We start from the raw sequence: 15,791 nt of genomic DNA on the forward strand, positions 1-15,791 counted from the left end.
CGGCCCTCCCGCCCGTCGTCGCCCGCCACAAGGCCGGCGGCCCGCGCCCGTTAGGCTGACCCCGTGAAGGTCCTCGTCATCGGTAGCGGTGCCCGCGAACACGCCCTGTGCCGTGCTCTGTCCCTCGACCCCCACGTCACGGCGCTGTACTGCGCCCCCGGCAACGCCGGCATCGCCGAAGTGGCCGAGCTGCACCCGGTCGACGCGCTCGACGGCAAGGCCGTGGCCGCGCTCGCCGAGGAGCTCGGGGCCGGGCTGGTCGTCGTCGGCCCGGAGGCCCCGCTCGTCGCGGGCGTCGCCGACGCCGTGCGCGAGGCCGGCATCCCCTGCTTCGGCCCCTCCGGACAGGCCGCGCGGCTGGAGGGTTCCAAGGCGTTCGCCAAGGACGTGATGGCCGCCGCCGGGGTCCCCACCGCCCGTTCGTACGTGTGCACGACCGCCGAGGAGGCCGAGACCGCCCTCGACGCCTTCGGAGCGCCGTACGTCGTCAAGGACGACGGGCTCGCGGCCGGCAAGGGCGTCGTCGTCACCGACGACCTCGACGCCGCCAAGGCGCACGCTGCCGCCTGCGAGCGCGTGGTCGTCGAGGAGTTCCTCGACGGACCCGAGGTGTCGCTGTTCGCGATCACCGACGGCGAGACCGTCCTCCCGCTCCAGCCCGCCCAGGACTTCAAGCGTGCCCTGAACGGCGACGAGGGCCCGAACACCGGCGGCATGGGGGCGTACTCGCCGCTGCCGTGGGCCGAGCCCAAGCTGGTCGAGGAGGTGCTGACGACGGTGCTGCAACCGACCGTGGACGAGATGCGCCGCCGCGGCACCCCGTTCTCCGGCCTGCTCTACGCCGGCCTGGCGATCACCTCCCGGGGCGTACGCGTGATCGAATTCAACGCGCGCTTCGGCGACCCCGAGACCCAGGTGGTCCTCGCCCGGCTCAAGACCCCGCTCGCCGGGGTGCTGCTGGCGTCGGCCAACGGCACGCTCGCCGACCTCGAGCCGCTGCGCTGGAGCGACGACGCGGCCGTCACCGTCGTCCTCGCCTCGCACAACTACCCCGGCACCCCGCGCACCGGCGACCCCATCACCGGTCTCGACGACGTCGAGGCCCAGGACGCCCCGCACGCCTACGTCCTGCACGCCGGCACCCGCCGCGACGGGGACACGGTCGTGAGCGCCGGTGGCCGGGTGCTGTCCGTGACGGCCACGGGCGAGGACCTCACCCAGGCCCGCGACCGCGCCTACACCGCCGTCGCCCGCATCCAGCTCGACGGCGCCCACCACCGCACCGACATCGCGCTGAAGGCGGCCACGGGCGAGCGGTGACGAGAAGGCCGGCGAGACCGGTCGAACGGAGGCTGGCGAGACCGGTCGGACGGTGACCGGCGAGACCGGTCGGACGATGACCCGTGAGATCGGTCGGACGGTGACCGGTGAGACCGGTCGGACTTCCAGGGCCCCGGTTCCTGCCCAGGACCGGGGCCCTGCCCATGCCCATGCCCGGCGGCCCGTCCCGCCACGACGGGAAGCCCTTTACCGGAAACCGCGTCGCGATGCACGCTCAGGTCACCCACCTCTCCCCAAAGCCATTCCATCGAGTGACCGGTCCCCCATCCGGATGACGGGGCCGGAGGCCCCAACTAGGGTGCCGCGCAAGCGTTCCGGCACTTGGCCCACCGGCATTGCGATGTCAGTGGCGGGTGCCACAGTGGGGGAGTGAGCAACGCACGCCGACAGGCAGGGGGTGACGTCCGGTCGTGACCGGTATGGGTATGGAGGCGGGCGCGCACGCCGCGCGCTCCAGGGCACTGGCCGTGCTGCGGATCCGCAGCCGGGCGGTGGCCGTCGCCCTGCTGCCCGCCGCCGTCGCCGTCGTCCTTCTTGTGGGCGGCGCCACCGGCCGTCTCAGCGGCGCCGGCTGGTCCGCGGCGCGCGGTGTGGTGACGGCCGTCGCCGTCGTCGTCCTGCTGTGCGGCGCGGGCATCGCGCTGCTCGTCGCCCGCGCCCGCCCGGCCGTGAGCCCCACGGTCCCGGTCGGCGAGAAGGCGGCCCCCGACCTGTACCGGATGGTGCGCGACCTCGCCGACCGCCTGGACGTACCCGTGCCCTCGGCGATAGCCCTCACCCCGGACTGCGACAGCTGGCTGGAGGACCGCACCCACCGCGCCCAGCGCACCCACCGCGCCGACGGCACACCCCCCGGCTCGACCGACGCCGACGCCGACGCCGACGCCGACGCCGACGCCAGCACCGGCGAGGCGATACGCGGCCCGCGGGGACGGGGCATACGCGACCGCCTGCGTACCCGCCTCGGCATACCCGGCTCGCCCGGCGGATCCGGCGGGTCCGGCGGGTCCGGCACGGGAGGTCCGGGCGGCGGACTCCATCGCGGGCAGGCCGCGCCGGTGCTCGTGATCGGCTCGCCTTTCCTGTGGTGGATGCGGGTCGGCGAGCTGCGGGCGGTCCTCGCCCCGGTCGTCGCCGGTACGGGCCCCTCCGCGCACCCGGACATAGCGGCGGCCCGGCGCTTCGTACGAGGGCTGGACGCGGCCGTGGCCGCGACCTCCGACCCTGGGCGCGGTCCGCTGGTGCGGACGGCGGGGGCCGGGGCCGGCTGGGTCGCCCGGCTGCTGCTGCGCGGCTGCCGGGGGCACGCGGCGGAGATGGAGCGCGGGGTGGCCGCCGCGGCGGCCGAGCGGGCGCAGGCCGTGGACTACGGGCTGCGGATCGTCGCCCAGGAGCAGGTGGGGCTGGCGTACGCGGGCTGGGACCGGCTGCTGACCCGGGTGGCGCTGCCCGCCTGGCGGATGGGCCGCTGGCCGTCACGGCTGGACGCGGGCGTCGTCGCGGCGCTCACCGAACTGTCGCGCCGGGACCGGCTGGCCGAGGGGTTCACCTCCCGGCTGGGCGAGCGGCCCGCCTGCGATCTGCTGGAGGAGCCGGGCACGGTGGACGAGGCGGCCTCGCTCCTCGCCGCCCGTCTCTTCCACGGCGGCCCCGCGGAGTCCGGTCCCGACTGGGCGCCGGTCGGCTGGCACGAGTACCCGGAGGAGATCGTCGACCGCAAGTGGCGGACGGACGCGGCCCGGCTGCACCGCGTCCTGGACACGCTCGGCGTGCGGCACTGCCCCGATGCCTCCCGCCCGGGCGCCCAGGGGCCGACACTGGCCCGGGTCCTGGACCACCTGACGGTGCCGGGCGCCGAACACACGGGGGACGGCTCCCCCGGCGCGGACGCCGACACCAGGGACGCCGAGGTCACGGACGCCGACACCAGGGACGCCGACGTCACGGACACGGACACGGACGTCACGGACGCGGACACGGACGTCACGGACGCGGACACGGACGTCACGGGCCTCCTGGACGAGGAGGACGAAACCGACGGCGGCAGTGGGCCCGCCGCCGCGCTCGCCGCCGTGCTCACCGCCGAGGTGGCGCGGGAGGAGGCGGCCGCCGGGCCCGGTCTGGCACCGGCGGCGGGACAGCAGGCGGGCCCCGACCGCGGCCTGCTGGACGACGGCATGCTCCCGCTCTTCCCGCTCCAGCCCCCGCGCACCGGGCGTGAACTCCTCGCCGACCACGTCATCGCCATGGTGTGCTGCGCGGCCATGGACACCGCCGGCGCCGTCCCGGGGCTCGACTGGCTCGACGGTCCCGCACTGCTCCTCCGGGGGGAGCGGGCGGCGGATCTGCCGCCGCGGGTGCGGACGCTGGTGGACACCGGGGACCCGGGCCCCCTGCGGGACTGGCTCGGCCGGTCGGGGGTACGCGCGGAGAAGCCGGTACGGCTGGTCTGATCCGCACGGATCGCGGGGCCCGCCGCGGCCGACCCGTTCCCGTCGGACACCTCTCCTTCGCTTCACGTCAATTCACGACGAACGGTGACGGTGTGCGTGCATATTGTGATGTGCTGGCTCCGAACGCGTGGGCGGCATGGGCACGCGTCAGCTGACACTGGCATAACAACGCCGGGACCGCCGGCAGAGGCAACAAGGGCATAGGGGAGGGGCGGCGTATGGACTCGGAGCGGATCCGTCGCTGGGAGTCGGGCGCCCTCGCGCACGCCGTCACGGACCCTTTCGGCCAGGGCCCTCTGCCCTGGCTCCGGGGCGAGGAGTACTACTTCGGCGACACGGGCCAGGTCGTCCCCTGGTACGTCGACCCTGCCGCCGAGGAGGCGGAGTTCCGGGCCGCCGGCGGGCCGCACGGCTCCACCCGGACGGCGGCCGTCCCCGCCCCCCGCCACCCCTCCGGCCGCCGCACCCGCACCTCCGGTCCGCGGTCGGCGGACGACGTGCGCGGGCAGATCAAGGGCTTCGCCTCCACCGGCGCGGTCTCGCCCGGCGAGGCCGTCGACTTCCACATCAGCGTCGACCCGCCCCAGGAGTTCGGCGTCGACATCTACCGGATCGGCCACTACGGCGGCGAGGGCGCCCACAAGATGACGAGCAGCCCCCGCCTGTCCGGCATAGTCCAGCCCCCGCCGCTCACCGCCGAACGCACCGTCTCCTGCCACCACTGGTGGCTGTCCTGGCGGCTTCAGATCCCCGGGGACTGGACCACCGGCGCCTACGTGGCCGTCCTGACCACCGCCGACGGTCACCGCTCCCACGTGCCGTTCACCGTGCGCGACACCCGCCCGGCCGATCTGCTGCTCCTGCTGCCCGACATCACCTGGCAGGCGTACAACCTCTACCCGGAGGACGGCCGCACCGGCGCCAGCCTCTACCACGCCTGGGACGAGCGGGGCCGGCTGCTCGGCGAGTCCGAGGCCGCCACCACCGTCTCCTTCGACCGCCCCTACGCGGGCGCGGGCCTCCCGCTGCACGTCGGCCACGCCTACGACGTGATCCGCTGGGCCGAGCGCTACGGCTACGACCTCGCCTACGCCGACGCCCGCGACCTGCACGCCGGACGCGTCGACGTCACCCGCTACCGGGGCCTGGTCTTCCCCGGGCACGACGAGTACTGGTCGGCCAACATGCGCCGGGCCGTCGAGCTGGCCCGGGAATGCGGCACCTCGCTGGTCTTCCTCTCCTCCAACACCATGTACTGGCAGGTCGAGCTCGGCCCGTCGCCGTCCGGCACCCCCGACCGGCTGCTGACCTGCCGCAAACGCCAGGGCCCCGGCCGGCCGGTGCTGTGGCGGGAGATCGACCGGCCCGAGCAGCAACTGCTGGGCATCCAGTACCAGGGCCGCGTCCCCGAACCGAGCCCGCTGGTCGTGCGCAACGCGGGCCACTGGCTGTGGGAGGGCGCCGGGGCCCGGGAGGGCGAGGAACTGGCGGGCATGGTCGCGGGCGAGGCCGACCGCTACTTCCCGCGCACCCCGCTCCCCGACCACCAGGACCGCATCCTGCTCGCCCACTCCCCCTACCGGGACGCCGAGGGTGTCCTGCGTCACCAGGAGACCTCCCTGTACCGGGACCCCTCCGGCGCGCTGGTGTTCGCTTCCGGAACCTTCGCCTGGTCCCCGGCCCTGGACCGCCCCGGCCATGTCGACGCCCGCATCCAGCGCGCCACCGCCAACCTCCTGGACCGCATCTGCAAACGTGAGTGAACGTTTCGCGGGCCGTGCCGCGCGCCGGGCACGGGTCGCGCGCCGGCCCCCGCCGGTCCACCCTGGCCGAAGCCCGCGTTCCGCATACGGGAGAATCGAGCCATAGGACAGAACCGGGGAGGAACCGTGTCCGGATTCGTGGAAAAGCCCGAGCCCGTCCAGGTGCCGGGTCTGGTGCACCTGCACACCGGCAAGGTGCGCGAGCTGTACCAGAACGAGGCGGGCGACCTGGTGATGGTCGCCAGCGACCGCATCTCCGCGTACGACTGGGTGCTGCCCACGGAGATCCCCGACAAGGGCCGCATCCTCACCCAGCTCTCCCTGTGGTGGTTCGACCAGCTCGCCGACCTGGTCCCGGGCCATGTCCTGAGCACCGAACTGCCGGCCGGCGCTCCCGCCGACTGGCGCGGCCGCACCCTGGTCTGCAAGTCGCTGCGCATGGTGCCGGTGGAATGCGTGGCCCGCGGCTATCTGACCGGTTCCGGCCTGGTCGAGTACGACGACTCCCGCACCGTCTGCGGCCTCGCCCTCCCCGAAGGCCTGGTCGACGGCTCCGAACTGCCCGCGCCGATCTTCACCCCGGCCACCAAGGCCGAGGTCGGCGACCACGACGAGAACGTCTCCTACGAGGAGGTCGCCCGCCAGGTCGGCGCCGACACCGCCGCCCAGCTGCGGCAGGCCACCCTCGCCGTGTACTCCCGGGGCCGCGACATCGCCCGCGACCGCGGCATTCTGCTGGCCGACACCAAGTTCGAGTTCGGCTTCGACGGCGACGAGCTCGTCCTCGCCGACGAGGTCCTCACCCCGGACTCCTCCCGCTTCTGGCCCGCCGACGAGTGGCAGCCGGGCCGTGCCCAGCCCTCGTACGACAAGCAGTTCGTGCGCGACTGGCTGACCTCGCCCGCCTCCGGCTGGGACCGCACCGCCGAACAGCCGCCCCCGGCCCTGCCGGACGAGGTCGTCGAGGCGACCCGCGGCAAGTACGTGGAGGCCTACGAGCGCCTGACGGGCGTCCGCTGGAACTGAGGACCCCGGGTCCGGGTCCCGGTGACCCCGCACACGACGAAGGCCCCGGTCCACCGGACCGGGGCCTTCGCCTTCCACTGTTTCCACTGGAGCGGACGACGAGGTTCGAACTCGCGACCTCAACCTTGGCAAGGTTGCGCTCTACCAACTGAGCTACGTCCGCACTGCGCCGTGGCGCGGGAGCAACTATACCCAACCGTGCTCACGTGCGAGACGCACCGCCGCATGACGGTTCTCCACCCCCAGCTTGGAGACCGCCGAGGACAGATAGTTCCGCACCGTTCCCTCCGCCAATGCCGCCCGCTCGGCGATCTCCGAGACCGGCGCCCCGTCGGCGGCGAACTCCAGCACCTCCGCCTCCCGCACCGTCAGCGGCGAGTCCCCGGTGGAGATCGCGTCGGCCGCCAACTCGGGGTCGACGTAACGGTTTCCCGCGTGCACCGTACGGATCACCTCCGCGAGCTGCTGGGCGCTCACCGTCTTCGGCACGAACCCCCGCACGCCCACCTCCAGGGCCCGCTTCAGATGGCCGGGGCGACCATGACTGGTCACGATCAGCACCCGGCACCCGGGCAGCTCGGTGCGCAGGGATGTGGCCACCCTCACGCCGTCCGCCCCCGGCATCTGAAGATCCAGCACGGCCACATCGGGGCGGTGCGCCCGCGCCATGGCCAGTGCCTCGGGTCCGGTGGCGGCCTCGGCCACCACCAGCAGATCGTCCTCCAGCGCGAGCAGCGCGGCCAGCGCGCCCCGGATGAGGTGCTCGTCGTCGGCGAGCAGCAGCCGGACGGGAGCACCGGCGGGCACGGCCCCCGCGGCGGCGGACGGCGGCGGTACGGATGTCACGGCGTGACCTCACTCAGCGACGACGGAGACGACGGAGACGACGGGACGGCTCTGGTGCGGGACGGCGGCGGTGCCTCCGCGTCCGGGGCGTGCGCCCCGAAGGACCCGCCGCCTGCGGACGGTGAGGAGGACGGCCCCGGCAGCGGCACCTCCGCGGTGAGCCGGAACACCCCCGCCCCGGCGGGGCCGGCCCGTAGCGTGCCCCCGATCTCCGCCAGCCGTTCCCGCAGCCCCGCGAGCCCGGACCCCCGCCCCGCGGACCCACCCGGGGAAGCCTGCCCGGGTCTGGACCCGGACCCGGACCCTGACCCGGTCCCGGCTTCGGACTCTGTCTCCGGCACCGGTGCCCCGTCGTTCTCCACAGACAGCTCGATCCGGTCCCCGGCCGTCCGCAGCGCCACCGTGCACCGCTGCGGGTTCCCGTGTCGCAGCACATTGGTGACGGCCTCGCGGACCACCCAGGCCAGCGCCGACTGCACCGGCGTCGGCAGCCCGCCCGCCGGAGGACCGGTCACCGTGCAGTCGATGCCGGCCGCCGTGAGCACCCCGCGCGCTCCGGAGAGTTCGACGCCGAGGTCGGCTCCCCGGTAGCCGCGCACCACCTCGCGGACCTCCCGCTGCGACTCCTGCGCTATGCGCTGTACCTCTATCATCTGCGACTCCGCCTCCGGCCGGCCGCGCCGGGCCAGCTGGACGGCGAGCTCGCTCTTGAGCGCTATCACCGCCAGGTTGCGCCCCATCACGTCGTGCAGATCGCGGCCGAAACGCAGCCGCTCCTCGGCGACGGCGAGCCGGGCCTCGATGTCCCGGGACCGCTCCGCCTCCCACAGCACCGCCAGCGTCCAGGCCCCGCAGCGCGAGCCGAGCATCGCCAGCCCAGCGCCGAAGACGGTGACCGCCGCCGTGCCGGCCGCCTCGCCCAGGTCGGCGCGGAGCAGCCCGTACAGCGACATGAGCAGGACGCCGAGGATCGCGGAATTCCGTACATAGGTGCGTACCGGCACGACCATCGCGTAGACGGTCCCGAACGACAGCAGGATCGCGCCCAGGGCGAGCCGTGCCGCCCAGGGAGCGGCTGCGTCCAGACCGTGGAGCAGCGATATCAACACCAGCGCCAGGAAGAACAGGACCACCGGTGTCCACAGGGCACGCGCGGGGAGCACGTCGCGCCCCAGGTAGTGATCGAGTACGGGGCGCACCAACCGGTTCGCGGAGATCACCTGAAGGACGCCCACCAGAACGAGCAGGGCGCTGAGCAGTCTCGACAGCGCGTCATGGCGAAGACTCCCGACCAGCGGCAGGTCCATCCACGTCGCCACGAAGACCCAGGGCGTGACCCGCCACACGATCACGGACTGCAACTCCACCCGCGCCGCCTTGCTCCGCGCGTGCCACGCACGCTGCCAGCCGCGTATCGGCCTCGGTGTTCGCAGGGTCATTCCGTCCCCCTCCTCTCTCGCGGTTCTCCCCGTCCGCTCCGGTCAGCGGCGGTCCCAGCGGAACCATCGTCGTACGGCCCAGGCGGCCAGGACGATCCAGGCCGCGGCGAGGGCCACCGACTCCAGCGTCTCGTATCCCGACAGCTGACCCGTCCAGCCGCCGCGGACCAGCCGTATCACCGGGGAGAGCGGCAGCAGGTCGCAGACGTGGGCCACCGTGTCCGGCAGCACCTCGAGCGGGACCGTGAGGCCCGAGCCCAGCATGGAGACGAACACCAGCGGCAGCGCGGTGACCTGCGCGCTCTCCACCGTCCGGCTGACACTGGCGGTCAGCGCGGCCAGCGCCGCGGACAGCACCAGACCCGCGAGCACTCCCAGTACGGCGAGGTGCGGGGCGCGGGGTGCGGGCAGGTCCAGCAGGACCGTGCAGCCGACGGCCACGAGCAGGGACTGTATGAGGCCGATACAGAGCGCGGGCAGTGCCGTGCCGGCAAGGACCTCCGCGTCCTTCAGCTCGCCGGTGCGCAGCCGCTTGAGGACCAGTTCCTCGCGGCGGGCGGCGAAGACGGTCACCAGGGACGTGTAGACGGCGAAGAGGAAGGAGAAGCCGATCGCGGAGGTCAGCAGCACCGGACCGACGCTCAGCCCCTGGGCCTCGAGATCGAACTCGTCCAGTGCGGGCCGGATGCTGAGCGGGAGCGCGAGCGGGACGAGCACCGCGGTGACGATCACGCTCTTGGTGCGCAGCAGCAGGGTCAGCTCGGCCCGGGCCAGGGCACGCAGCCGCCCCAGGGAGGTGGTGCTTCCGGTGCGGCTCCCGCCCCTGCCGCCGTTTCCGCTCCGGCCGCCGACGCCGCCGACGCCGCCGATCCCGCTGAGCCTGCCGTATCCGCCGGTGGAGCCCCCCGTACGGTTCGCAGCGCCCCTCCCCGCACCCGTGTCCATGCCCGTCCCCGTCCCTGCACCCGTGCCCATGCCCATGCCCGTCCCCGTGTTCGTGCTCATGCCGCCGCCTTCCCGGCCGAAGTATCCGCAGCTCCGTTCGACGTCGCGTCCGGCGCCCCGTGTGCGCCGGACTCCCCCCGCTTCCGTGCCGTCTCCCGCTCGGCTATGCGCAGGAACGCCTCCTCCAGCGAGGCCGAGCGCACGTCCAGCCGGTGCAGTACGACGCCGGCGCGGTCCGCCCAGAGCAGCAGGGCGGTGGCGGTGCGCTGCAATTCCTCCGTGCGCAGCAGGACCGTACGGCCCGCCGTCTCGTGGGCCGTCACGCCGAGTTCGGCGAGCGGGGGCAGGTCTCCGACGAAGTACCCCTCGGGCAGGTCGAAGGAGATCCGGGACGGCTGGGCGGCGGTGACCTCGGCCGGGGTGCCCGTCGCGGCGATGCGGCCCTCGTGGAGTATCGCCAGCCGGTCGGCGAGGGCCTCGGCCTCCTCCAGGTAGTGCGTGGTGAGCAGGACGGTGGTGCCTTCCTCGCGCAGGACGCGGACCAGCTCCCAGGTGTCCCGGCGGCCCTCGGCGTCCAGCCCGGTCGTGGGCTCGTCGAGGAACAGCACCTCGGGGCGGCCGAGCAGGGCGAGCGCCAGGTCGAGCCGCCGCTTCTCGCCGCCGGACAGCTGCTTCACCCGCACGCCGGACCGCCGGGTCAGCCCGACCATGTCGAGCGCCTCCGGCGCGGGCCGGGCGTCGCTGGTGCAGCCCGACCACAGCCGTATGGTCTCGGCGACCGTCAGCTCGTTGGGGAAGCCGCCCTCCTGGAGCATCACGCCCGTACGCGGGCGGACGGCGGCGCGCTCGGCGTACGGGTCGTGCCCGAGGACGCGGATGCGCCCGGCCGCCGGGGCAGCGAGCCCCTCGAGGAGTTCGACGGTGGAGGTCTTGCCCGCGCCGTTGGTACCGAGGAGCGCGAAGAGTTCGCCGCGGCCCACCGAGAAGGTGATGCCGCGCACGGCTTCGAAACCGCCCCCGTAGACCCGCCGCAAGTCGGTGACGTCAATCACGTGTTCGCGCTCGTCCGTGTTCATGCATCCAGCCTCCCCGCCGGCGGATGCCGCAGGCAGTGCGCGGTGTCATGAACCCGCATGACAAATGTCAGAGACCCCACGAGCCACGCACGACGAAGGCCCCGGTCCTGAGGACCGGGGCCTTCGATTTTCCCGAGCGGACGACGAGGCTCGAACTCGCGACCTCAACCTTGGCAAGGTTGCGCTCTACCAACTGAGCTACGTCCGCAATGCCCCCGACCGGCTCTCACCGATCGGTGCGGCACCAGCCTACCTGATCCACAAAGGGCATCGGTCCGGCGGTGCAGAGCGGGTGACAGGAATTGCACACTGCGCCTCCCCCTTGGAAAGGGGGTGTTCTACTACTGAACTACACCCGCGTGTACTCCGTGAGCTGGGCCTTTTCGGCCTTGCCCGGCGGCGTGCTCCAGACTCTAGCTGATCAGCGGGGGTGGTGCGCAAGTCGGTTGGCGCCGGGGGCGCGTGACCGGCCGTCGGCCGGTCCACGGGTGACACGGAGGACCGCCCCCGGTGCCGCGGAGGACCGCCTCGCGGCGCCCGGCAGGACCGCCTCCGGGTGGCCGCGGAGGATCCGCCCCCGCGCGCCCCCACCGCCCTCACTGTGCCTCGGCGAACGCCTCGTACACCCGCTTCGGGATCCGGCCGCGGGCCGGCACGTCCATCCGGTTCGCCTGCGCCCAGGCCCGGACCGCCGCCGGGTCCGGGGCGACCACCGTCTCCCGGTAGGCCTTGCCGGAGCGTGCCCGCTTGCGGCCCGCCTCCACGAAGGGCGCGAGCGCCGTCCGCAGCTTGTCGGCGTTCGTCCGGTTCAGGTCGATCTCGTACGACCTGCCGTCGAGTCCGAAGGCGATCGTTTCGGCCGCTTCCGAGCCGTCGATGTCGTCAAAGAGCGTTACCACGACACGCTGCGCCACGAATATCGGTCCCTTCGTGCGACATCACGGACTCGCGGGTGCGATCACGTCCGGCGGATGTCGACTGTCCGGCTGTTATTGGAGTGGGTGTACTTGGTGGGGTAGTGGCCGGTACCGGCCCATTGATTGGCGCCGCGCTTTGGGTGCCAATGGGCAAAGTATCGGCTATTGCCAATTCCTTTGTACAGGGCTTGGCAATGCGGTGGGCAGAACGACTAAATCCGTCCGCGTGTCTCCGCGCAATAGGAACCACTGTCGGACGCCTGATCTTTCCCTGATCTTTTCGCACGGTCGGACGGCCGACACCGGATCGTGACTCCGGTCACGCCGATTCCGTGACGAAGTTTCACGCCGGGCTCCGCGCGGAGCGGCGCGTGAAGGCGAACGGCCGACGATCGGGGGTGAGCGGGCGACGCCCGGACCGCCGTCCTCCATTCCGTAGTTTCCTACGAATCTACCCGCGTAGAAATTTTGTACGGGTAGTCTGAAGGGACCTGCTCAGCACCACACACCGGGAGTGCCAGTGGCACGCGTCGTAGTCGACGTCATGCTCAAGCCGGAGATCCTCGACCCCCAGGGCCAGGCGGTGCAGCGCGCACTGCCGCGGCTCGGTTTCGAGAGCATCTCCGACGTACGTCAGGGAAAGCGATTCGAACTCGAGGTGGACGGGCCGGTCGACGACGCCGCCCTCGCCCGGATCCATGATCTCGCGGAATCCTTCCTCGCCAACACCGTGATCGAGGACTTCACCGTGAAGGTCGAGTCCGCCGACGCGGTCGCGGGGGCCGCGAAGTGACCGCTCGTATTGGCGTCGTCACTTTCCCCGGCAGTCTCGACGACCGGGACACGCAGCGCGCGATCCGCGTCGCCGGTGCCGAACCCGTGGCGCTCTGGCACAAGGACAAGGACCTCAAGCAGGTCGACGCCGTGGTGCTGTGCGGCGGTTTCTCCTACGGCGACTATCTGCGCGCGGGTGCCATCGCGCGTTTCTCGCCGGTGATGGACACCGTCATCGACCAGGCGAAGTCCGGCCTCCCGGTGCTCGGCATCTGCAACGGCTTCCAGATCCTCACCGAGGCCCATCTGCTGCCCGGCGGGATGCTCGGCAACGACCACCTGCACTTCATCTGCCGCGACCAGAAGCTGCGGGTGGAGAACGCGGACACCGCCTGGACCAGCGACTACACCGCCGGCCAGGAGATCCGCATCCCGCTGAAGAACATGGACGGCCGCTACGTCGCCGACCGGCGCACGCTGGACGAGCTGGAGGCCGAGGGCCGCGTCGCCTTCCGGTACGTGACCCGCGGCGTGGCCGCCGACGGTCCCGGCGACCCCGACGGCTACGGCAACCCCAACGGCTCGCTCAACGACATCGCGGGCATCACCAACGCCGCGGGCAACATCGTCGGCCTCATGCCGCACCCGGAGCACGCCGTGGAGCCGCTCATCGGCAGCGGCCGCACCGACGGCCTCCCCTTCTTCACGTCGATCCTCAAGAAGCTGGTCAGCGCATGAGCAAGACACCTCTGGACACGGTCGAACACGCGGCCGCGACCCCCGATGTCGCGCTGCCCTGGGCCGAGCTGGGCCTCAAGAAGGACGAGTACGAGCGCGTCGTCGAGATCCTGGGCCGCCGCCCGACCGGCGCCGAGCTCGCCATGTACTCGGTGATGTGGTCCGAGCACTGCTCGTACAAGTCCTCCAAGGTCCACCTCCGCCAGTTCGGCGAGAAGGCCCCCCAGAACGACGCCATGCTCGTCGGCATCGGGGAGAACGCGGGCGTCGTGGACGTCGGCCAGGGCTACGCGGTCACCTTCAAGGTGGAGTCGCACAACCACCCCTCCTATGTGGAGCCCTACCAGGGCGCGGCCACGGGGGTGGGCGGCATCGTGCGCGACATCATCGCGATGGGCGCGCGCCCGGTCGCCGTCGTGGACCCGCTGCGCTTCGGCGCCGCCGACCACCCGGACACCAAGCGCGTCCTCCCGGGCGTCGTCGCAGGCATCGGCGGCTACGGCAACTGCCTGGGCCTGCCCAACATCGGCGGCGAGGTCGTCTTCGACGCCTGCTACCAGGGCAACCCGCTGGTCAACGCCGGTGCCATCGGCGTCATGAAGCACGAGGACATCCACCTGGCCAAGGCGTCAGGCGCGGGCAACAAGGTCATCCTCTACGGGGCCCGGACGGGCGGCGACGGCATCGGCGGCGCCTCCATCCTGGCCTCCGAGACCTTCGACGACGCCAAGCCGTCCAAGCGCCCCGCCGTCCAGGTCGGCGACCCCTTCCAGGAGAAGCTCCTCATCGAGTGCACCCTGGAGGCGTTCGCCGAGAAGCTGGTCGTCGGCATCCAGGACCTCGGCGCGGCCGGCCTGTCCTGCGCGACGAGCGAGCTGGCGTCGAACGGTTCCGGCGGCATGCGCGTCACCCTGGACGACGTTCCGCTGCGCGACTCCACGCTCTCGCCCGAGGAGATCCTCATGAGCGAGTCGCAGGAGCGCATGTGCGCGGTCGTCGAGCCGGAGAAGGTCGACCGCTTCCTGGAGATCTGCGACAAGTGGGACGTCATCGCCACCGTCATCGGTGAGGTCACCGACGGCGACCGGCTGGAGATCTTCTGGCACGGCGGCAAGATCGTCGACGTCGACCCGCGCACCGTCGCCCACGAGGGCCCGGTGTACGAACGCCCGTACGCCCGCCCCGACTGGCAGGACGCCCTCCAGGCGGACGGCGCGGAGAAGCTGCCCCGGCCGTCCTCCGGGGACGAGCTGAAGGACCAGGTCCTGAAGCTGGTGGCCTCCCCCAACCAGGCCTCCAAGAAGTGGATCACCCAGCAGTACGACCACTTCGTGCAGGGCAACACCGTCCTCGCCCAGCCCGAGGACTCCGGCATGATCCGCATCGACGAGGAGTCCGGCCTCGGCGTCGCCCTCGCCACCGACGGCAATGGCCGGTACGCCAAGCTCGACCCGTACACGGGCGCGCAGCTCGCCCTCGCCGAGGCCTACCGCAACGTGGCGACGACCGGCGCGAAGCCGCTCGCCGTCTCCGACTGCCTGAACTTCGGCTCGCCCGAGGACCCGGCGGTCATGTGGCAGTTCGCGGAGGCCATCCGCGGTCTGGCGGACGGCTGCCAGCAGCTCGGCACGCCGGTGACCGGCGGCAACGTCTCGCTCTACAACCAGACGGGCGAGGCGGCCATCCACCCGACCCCGGTCGTGGCCGTCCTCGGCGTCATCGACGACGTGGCCCGCCGCACGCCGGTCGCCTTCCAGGAGGAGGGCCAGCTGCTGTACCTCCTCGGCGACACGCGTGAGGAGTTCAGCGGCTCGGCGTGGTCCCAGGTGATCCACGACCACCTCGGCGGGCTGCCGCCCAAGGTGGACCTGGAGCGCGAGCGGCTGCTCGGCGAGATCCTGATCTCCGCCTCCCGCGACGGCATGGTCGACTCCGCGCACGACCTGTCCGACGGCGGCCTGATCCAGGCGGTCGTGGAGTCCGCGCTGCTCGGCGGCAAGGGCGCGCGGCTGGTCGTTCCCGACGGCCTGGACGCGTTCACCTTCCTGTTCTCCGAGTCGGCGGGGCGTGCGGTCGTGGCCGTGCCGCGCTCGGAGGAGGTCCGCTTCAACGACATGTGCGGGGCGCGGGGGCTGCCGGCCGCGCGCATCGGCGTGGTGGACGGCGACAGCGTCGAGGTGCAGGGCGAGTTCGCGCTGCCCCTGGCGGAGCTGCGTGAGGCGCACGAGGGGACGATCCCGGCGCTGCTGGCATAGGCGCGGTTCGTCTACGCGCCCGTGCCGCACCTGCCGCACCCTCCTGTACGTCGAGGCCCCGTCCGGACCTGAGCCCCGGGCGGGGCCTCGGCCCGTTCCGCTGCGCGCGGGCGGGCCGGCGGCGCCCCCAGGAGAGCCCGGGCGGCGCCCCCATGAGAGCTCGGGTGGCGCCGAGAGCCCGGGTGGCGGGGTGGTACGGCGACCGCGGGCCGGTGGGG

At 72.7% G+C, this 15,791-nt stretch carries 12 protein-coding genes and 3 tRNA genes; 7 read left to right on the plus strand and 8 right to left on the minus strand.

From position 1 onward, the window contains the following. Positions 1 to 63: 63 nt before the first annotated feature. The 4 genes from purD (at position 64) to IO29_RS05180 (ending at position 6,583) form a co-directional block, all read left to right on the plus strand. The gene (gene purD / locus IO29_RS05165; protein ID WP_030380697.1) at positions 64 to 1,320 is read left to right on the plus strand and encodes a phosphoribosylamine--glycine ligase; all 1,257 of its coding nucleotides are present in this window, start codon (positions 64 to 66) and stop codon (positions 1,318 to 1,320) included. 440 nt (positions 1,321 to 1,760) lie between these two features. Next, complete coding sequence (locus IO29_RS05170; protein WP_030380696.1) at positions 1,761 to 3,794, plus strand: membrane protein; 2,034 nt, start codon at positions 1,761 to 1,763, stop codon at positions 3,792 to 3,794. Between the two features lie 218 nt (positions 3,795 to 4,012). Beyond that, entirely contained in the window at positions 4,013 to 5,557 is a 1,545-nt protein-coding gene (locus IO29_RS05175) for a N,N-dimethylformamidase beta subunit family domain-containing protein (RefSeq protein ID WP_030380695.1), read from the plus strand. 126 nt (positions 5,558 to 5,683) lie between these two features. Then, complete coding sequence (locus tag IO29_RS05180) at positions 5,684 to 6,583, plus strand: phosphoribosylaminoimidazolesuccinocarboxamide synthase (RefSeq protein WP_030380694.1); 900 nt, start codon at positions 5,684 to 5,686, stop codon at positions 6,581 to 6,583. Between the two features lie 87 nt (positions 6,584 to 6,670). Here IO29_RS05180 and IO29_RS05185 read toward each other — a convergent pair. The 8 genes from IO29_RS05185 to IO29_RS05220 all read right to left on the minus strand — a co-directional run bounded on the left by IO29_RS05185 (position 6,671) and on the right by IO29_RS05220 (position 11,803). Beyond that, positions 6,671 to 6,746, minus strand: a tRNA-Gly gene (locus tag IO29_RS05185). Positions 6,747 to 6,769: 23 nt separating this feature from the next. Next, the gene (locus IO29_RS05190) at positions 6,770 to 7,390 is read right to left on the minus strand and encodes a response regulator transcription factor (protein WP_030380693.1); all 621 of its coding nucleotides are present in this window, start codon (positions 7,388 to 7,390) and stop codon (positions 6,770 to 6,772) included. Positions 7,391 to 7,425: 35 nt separating this feature from the next. After that, positions 7,426 to 8,868: a sensor histidine kinase gene (locus IO29_RS05195; protein ID WP_030380692.1), complete on the minus strand. Its 1,443-nt coding sequence runs from the start codon at positions 8,866 to 8,868 to the stop codon at positions 7,426 to 7,428. Between the two features lie 42 nt (positions 8,869 to 8,910). Beyond that, complete coding sequence (locus tag IO29_RS05200; RefSeq protein WP_234316377.1) at positions 8,911 to 9,873, minus strand: ABC transporter permease; 963 nt, start codon at positions 9,871 to 9,873, stop codon at positions 8,911 to 8,913. Then, positions 9,870 to 10,889 carry an ABC transporter ATP-binding protein gene (locus tag IO29_RS05205; protein WP_033224809.1) on the minus strand — a complete coding sequence of 340 codons (1,020 nt, stop codon included), beginning with the start codon at positions 10,887 to 10,889 and terminating at the stop codon, positions 9,870 to 9,872. The genes IO29_RS05200 and IO29_RS05205 overlap by 4 nt, the downstream gene beginning before the upstream one ends. A gap of 135 nt (positions 10,890 to 11,024) precedes the next feature. Beyond that, positions 11,025 to 11,097: transfer RNA gene (locus IO29_RS05210), tRNA-Gly, on the minus strand. A 79-nt stretch (positions 11,098 to 11,176) separates the two neighbouring features. After that, positions 11,177 to 11,248 (minus strand) — tRNA-Gly (locus tag IO29_RS05215). Between the two features lie 237 nt (positions 11,249 to 11,485). Further along, on the minus strand, positions 11,486 to 11,803 hold the full coding sequence (locus tag IO29_RS05220; protein WP_030380689.1) for a histone-like nucleoid-structuring protein Lsr2: 318 nt from the start codon (positions 11,801 to 11,803) through the stop codon (positions 11,486 to 11,488). Positions 11,804 to 12,326: 523 nt separating this feature from the next. Between IO29_RS05220 and purS the strand changes: the two genes are divergently transcribed. From purS to purL, 3 genes are read left to right on the plus strand one after another with little or no spacing between them, the layout of a single operon-like run. Continuing rightward, a complete protein-coding gene (purS, locus tag IO29_RS05225; RefSeq protein WP_030380688.1) occupies positions 12,327 to 12,599 on the plus strand; it encodes a phosphoribosylformylglycinamidine synthase subunit PurS in 273 nt (90 codons plus the stop codon). Continuing rightward, entirely contained in the window at positions 12,596 to 13,318 is a 723-nt protein-coding gene (gene purQ, locus IO29_RS05230; protein WP_030380687.1) for a phosphoribosylformylglycinamidine synthase subunit PurQ, read from the plus strand. The genes purS and purQ overlap by 4 nt, the downstream gene beginning before the upstream one ends. Continuing rightward, positions 13,315 to 15,573, plus strand: a complete 2,259-nt coding sequence (gene purL, locus IO29_RS05235; protein WP_033224811.1) for a phosphoribosylformylglycinamidine synthase subunit PurL — start codon at positions 13,315 to 13,317, stop codon at positions 15,571 to 15,573. Before purQ ends, purL begins: the two co-directional genes overlap by 4 nt. The last annotated feature ends 218 nt before the right edge of the window (positions 15,574 to 15,791 follow it).

The sequence above is a fragment of the Streptomyces sp. NRRL F-6676 genome (assembly GCF_000725625.1).
In the GTDB taxonomy this organism is placed as follows: Bacteria; Actinomycetota; Actinomycetes; order Streptomycetales; family Streptomycetaceae; genus Streptomyces.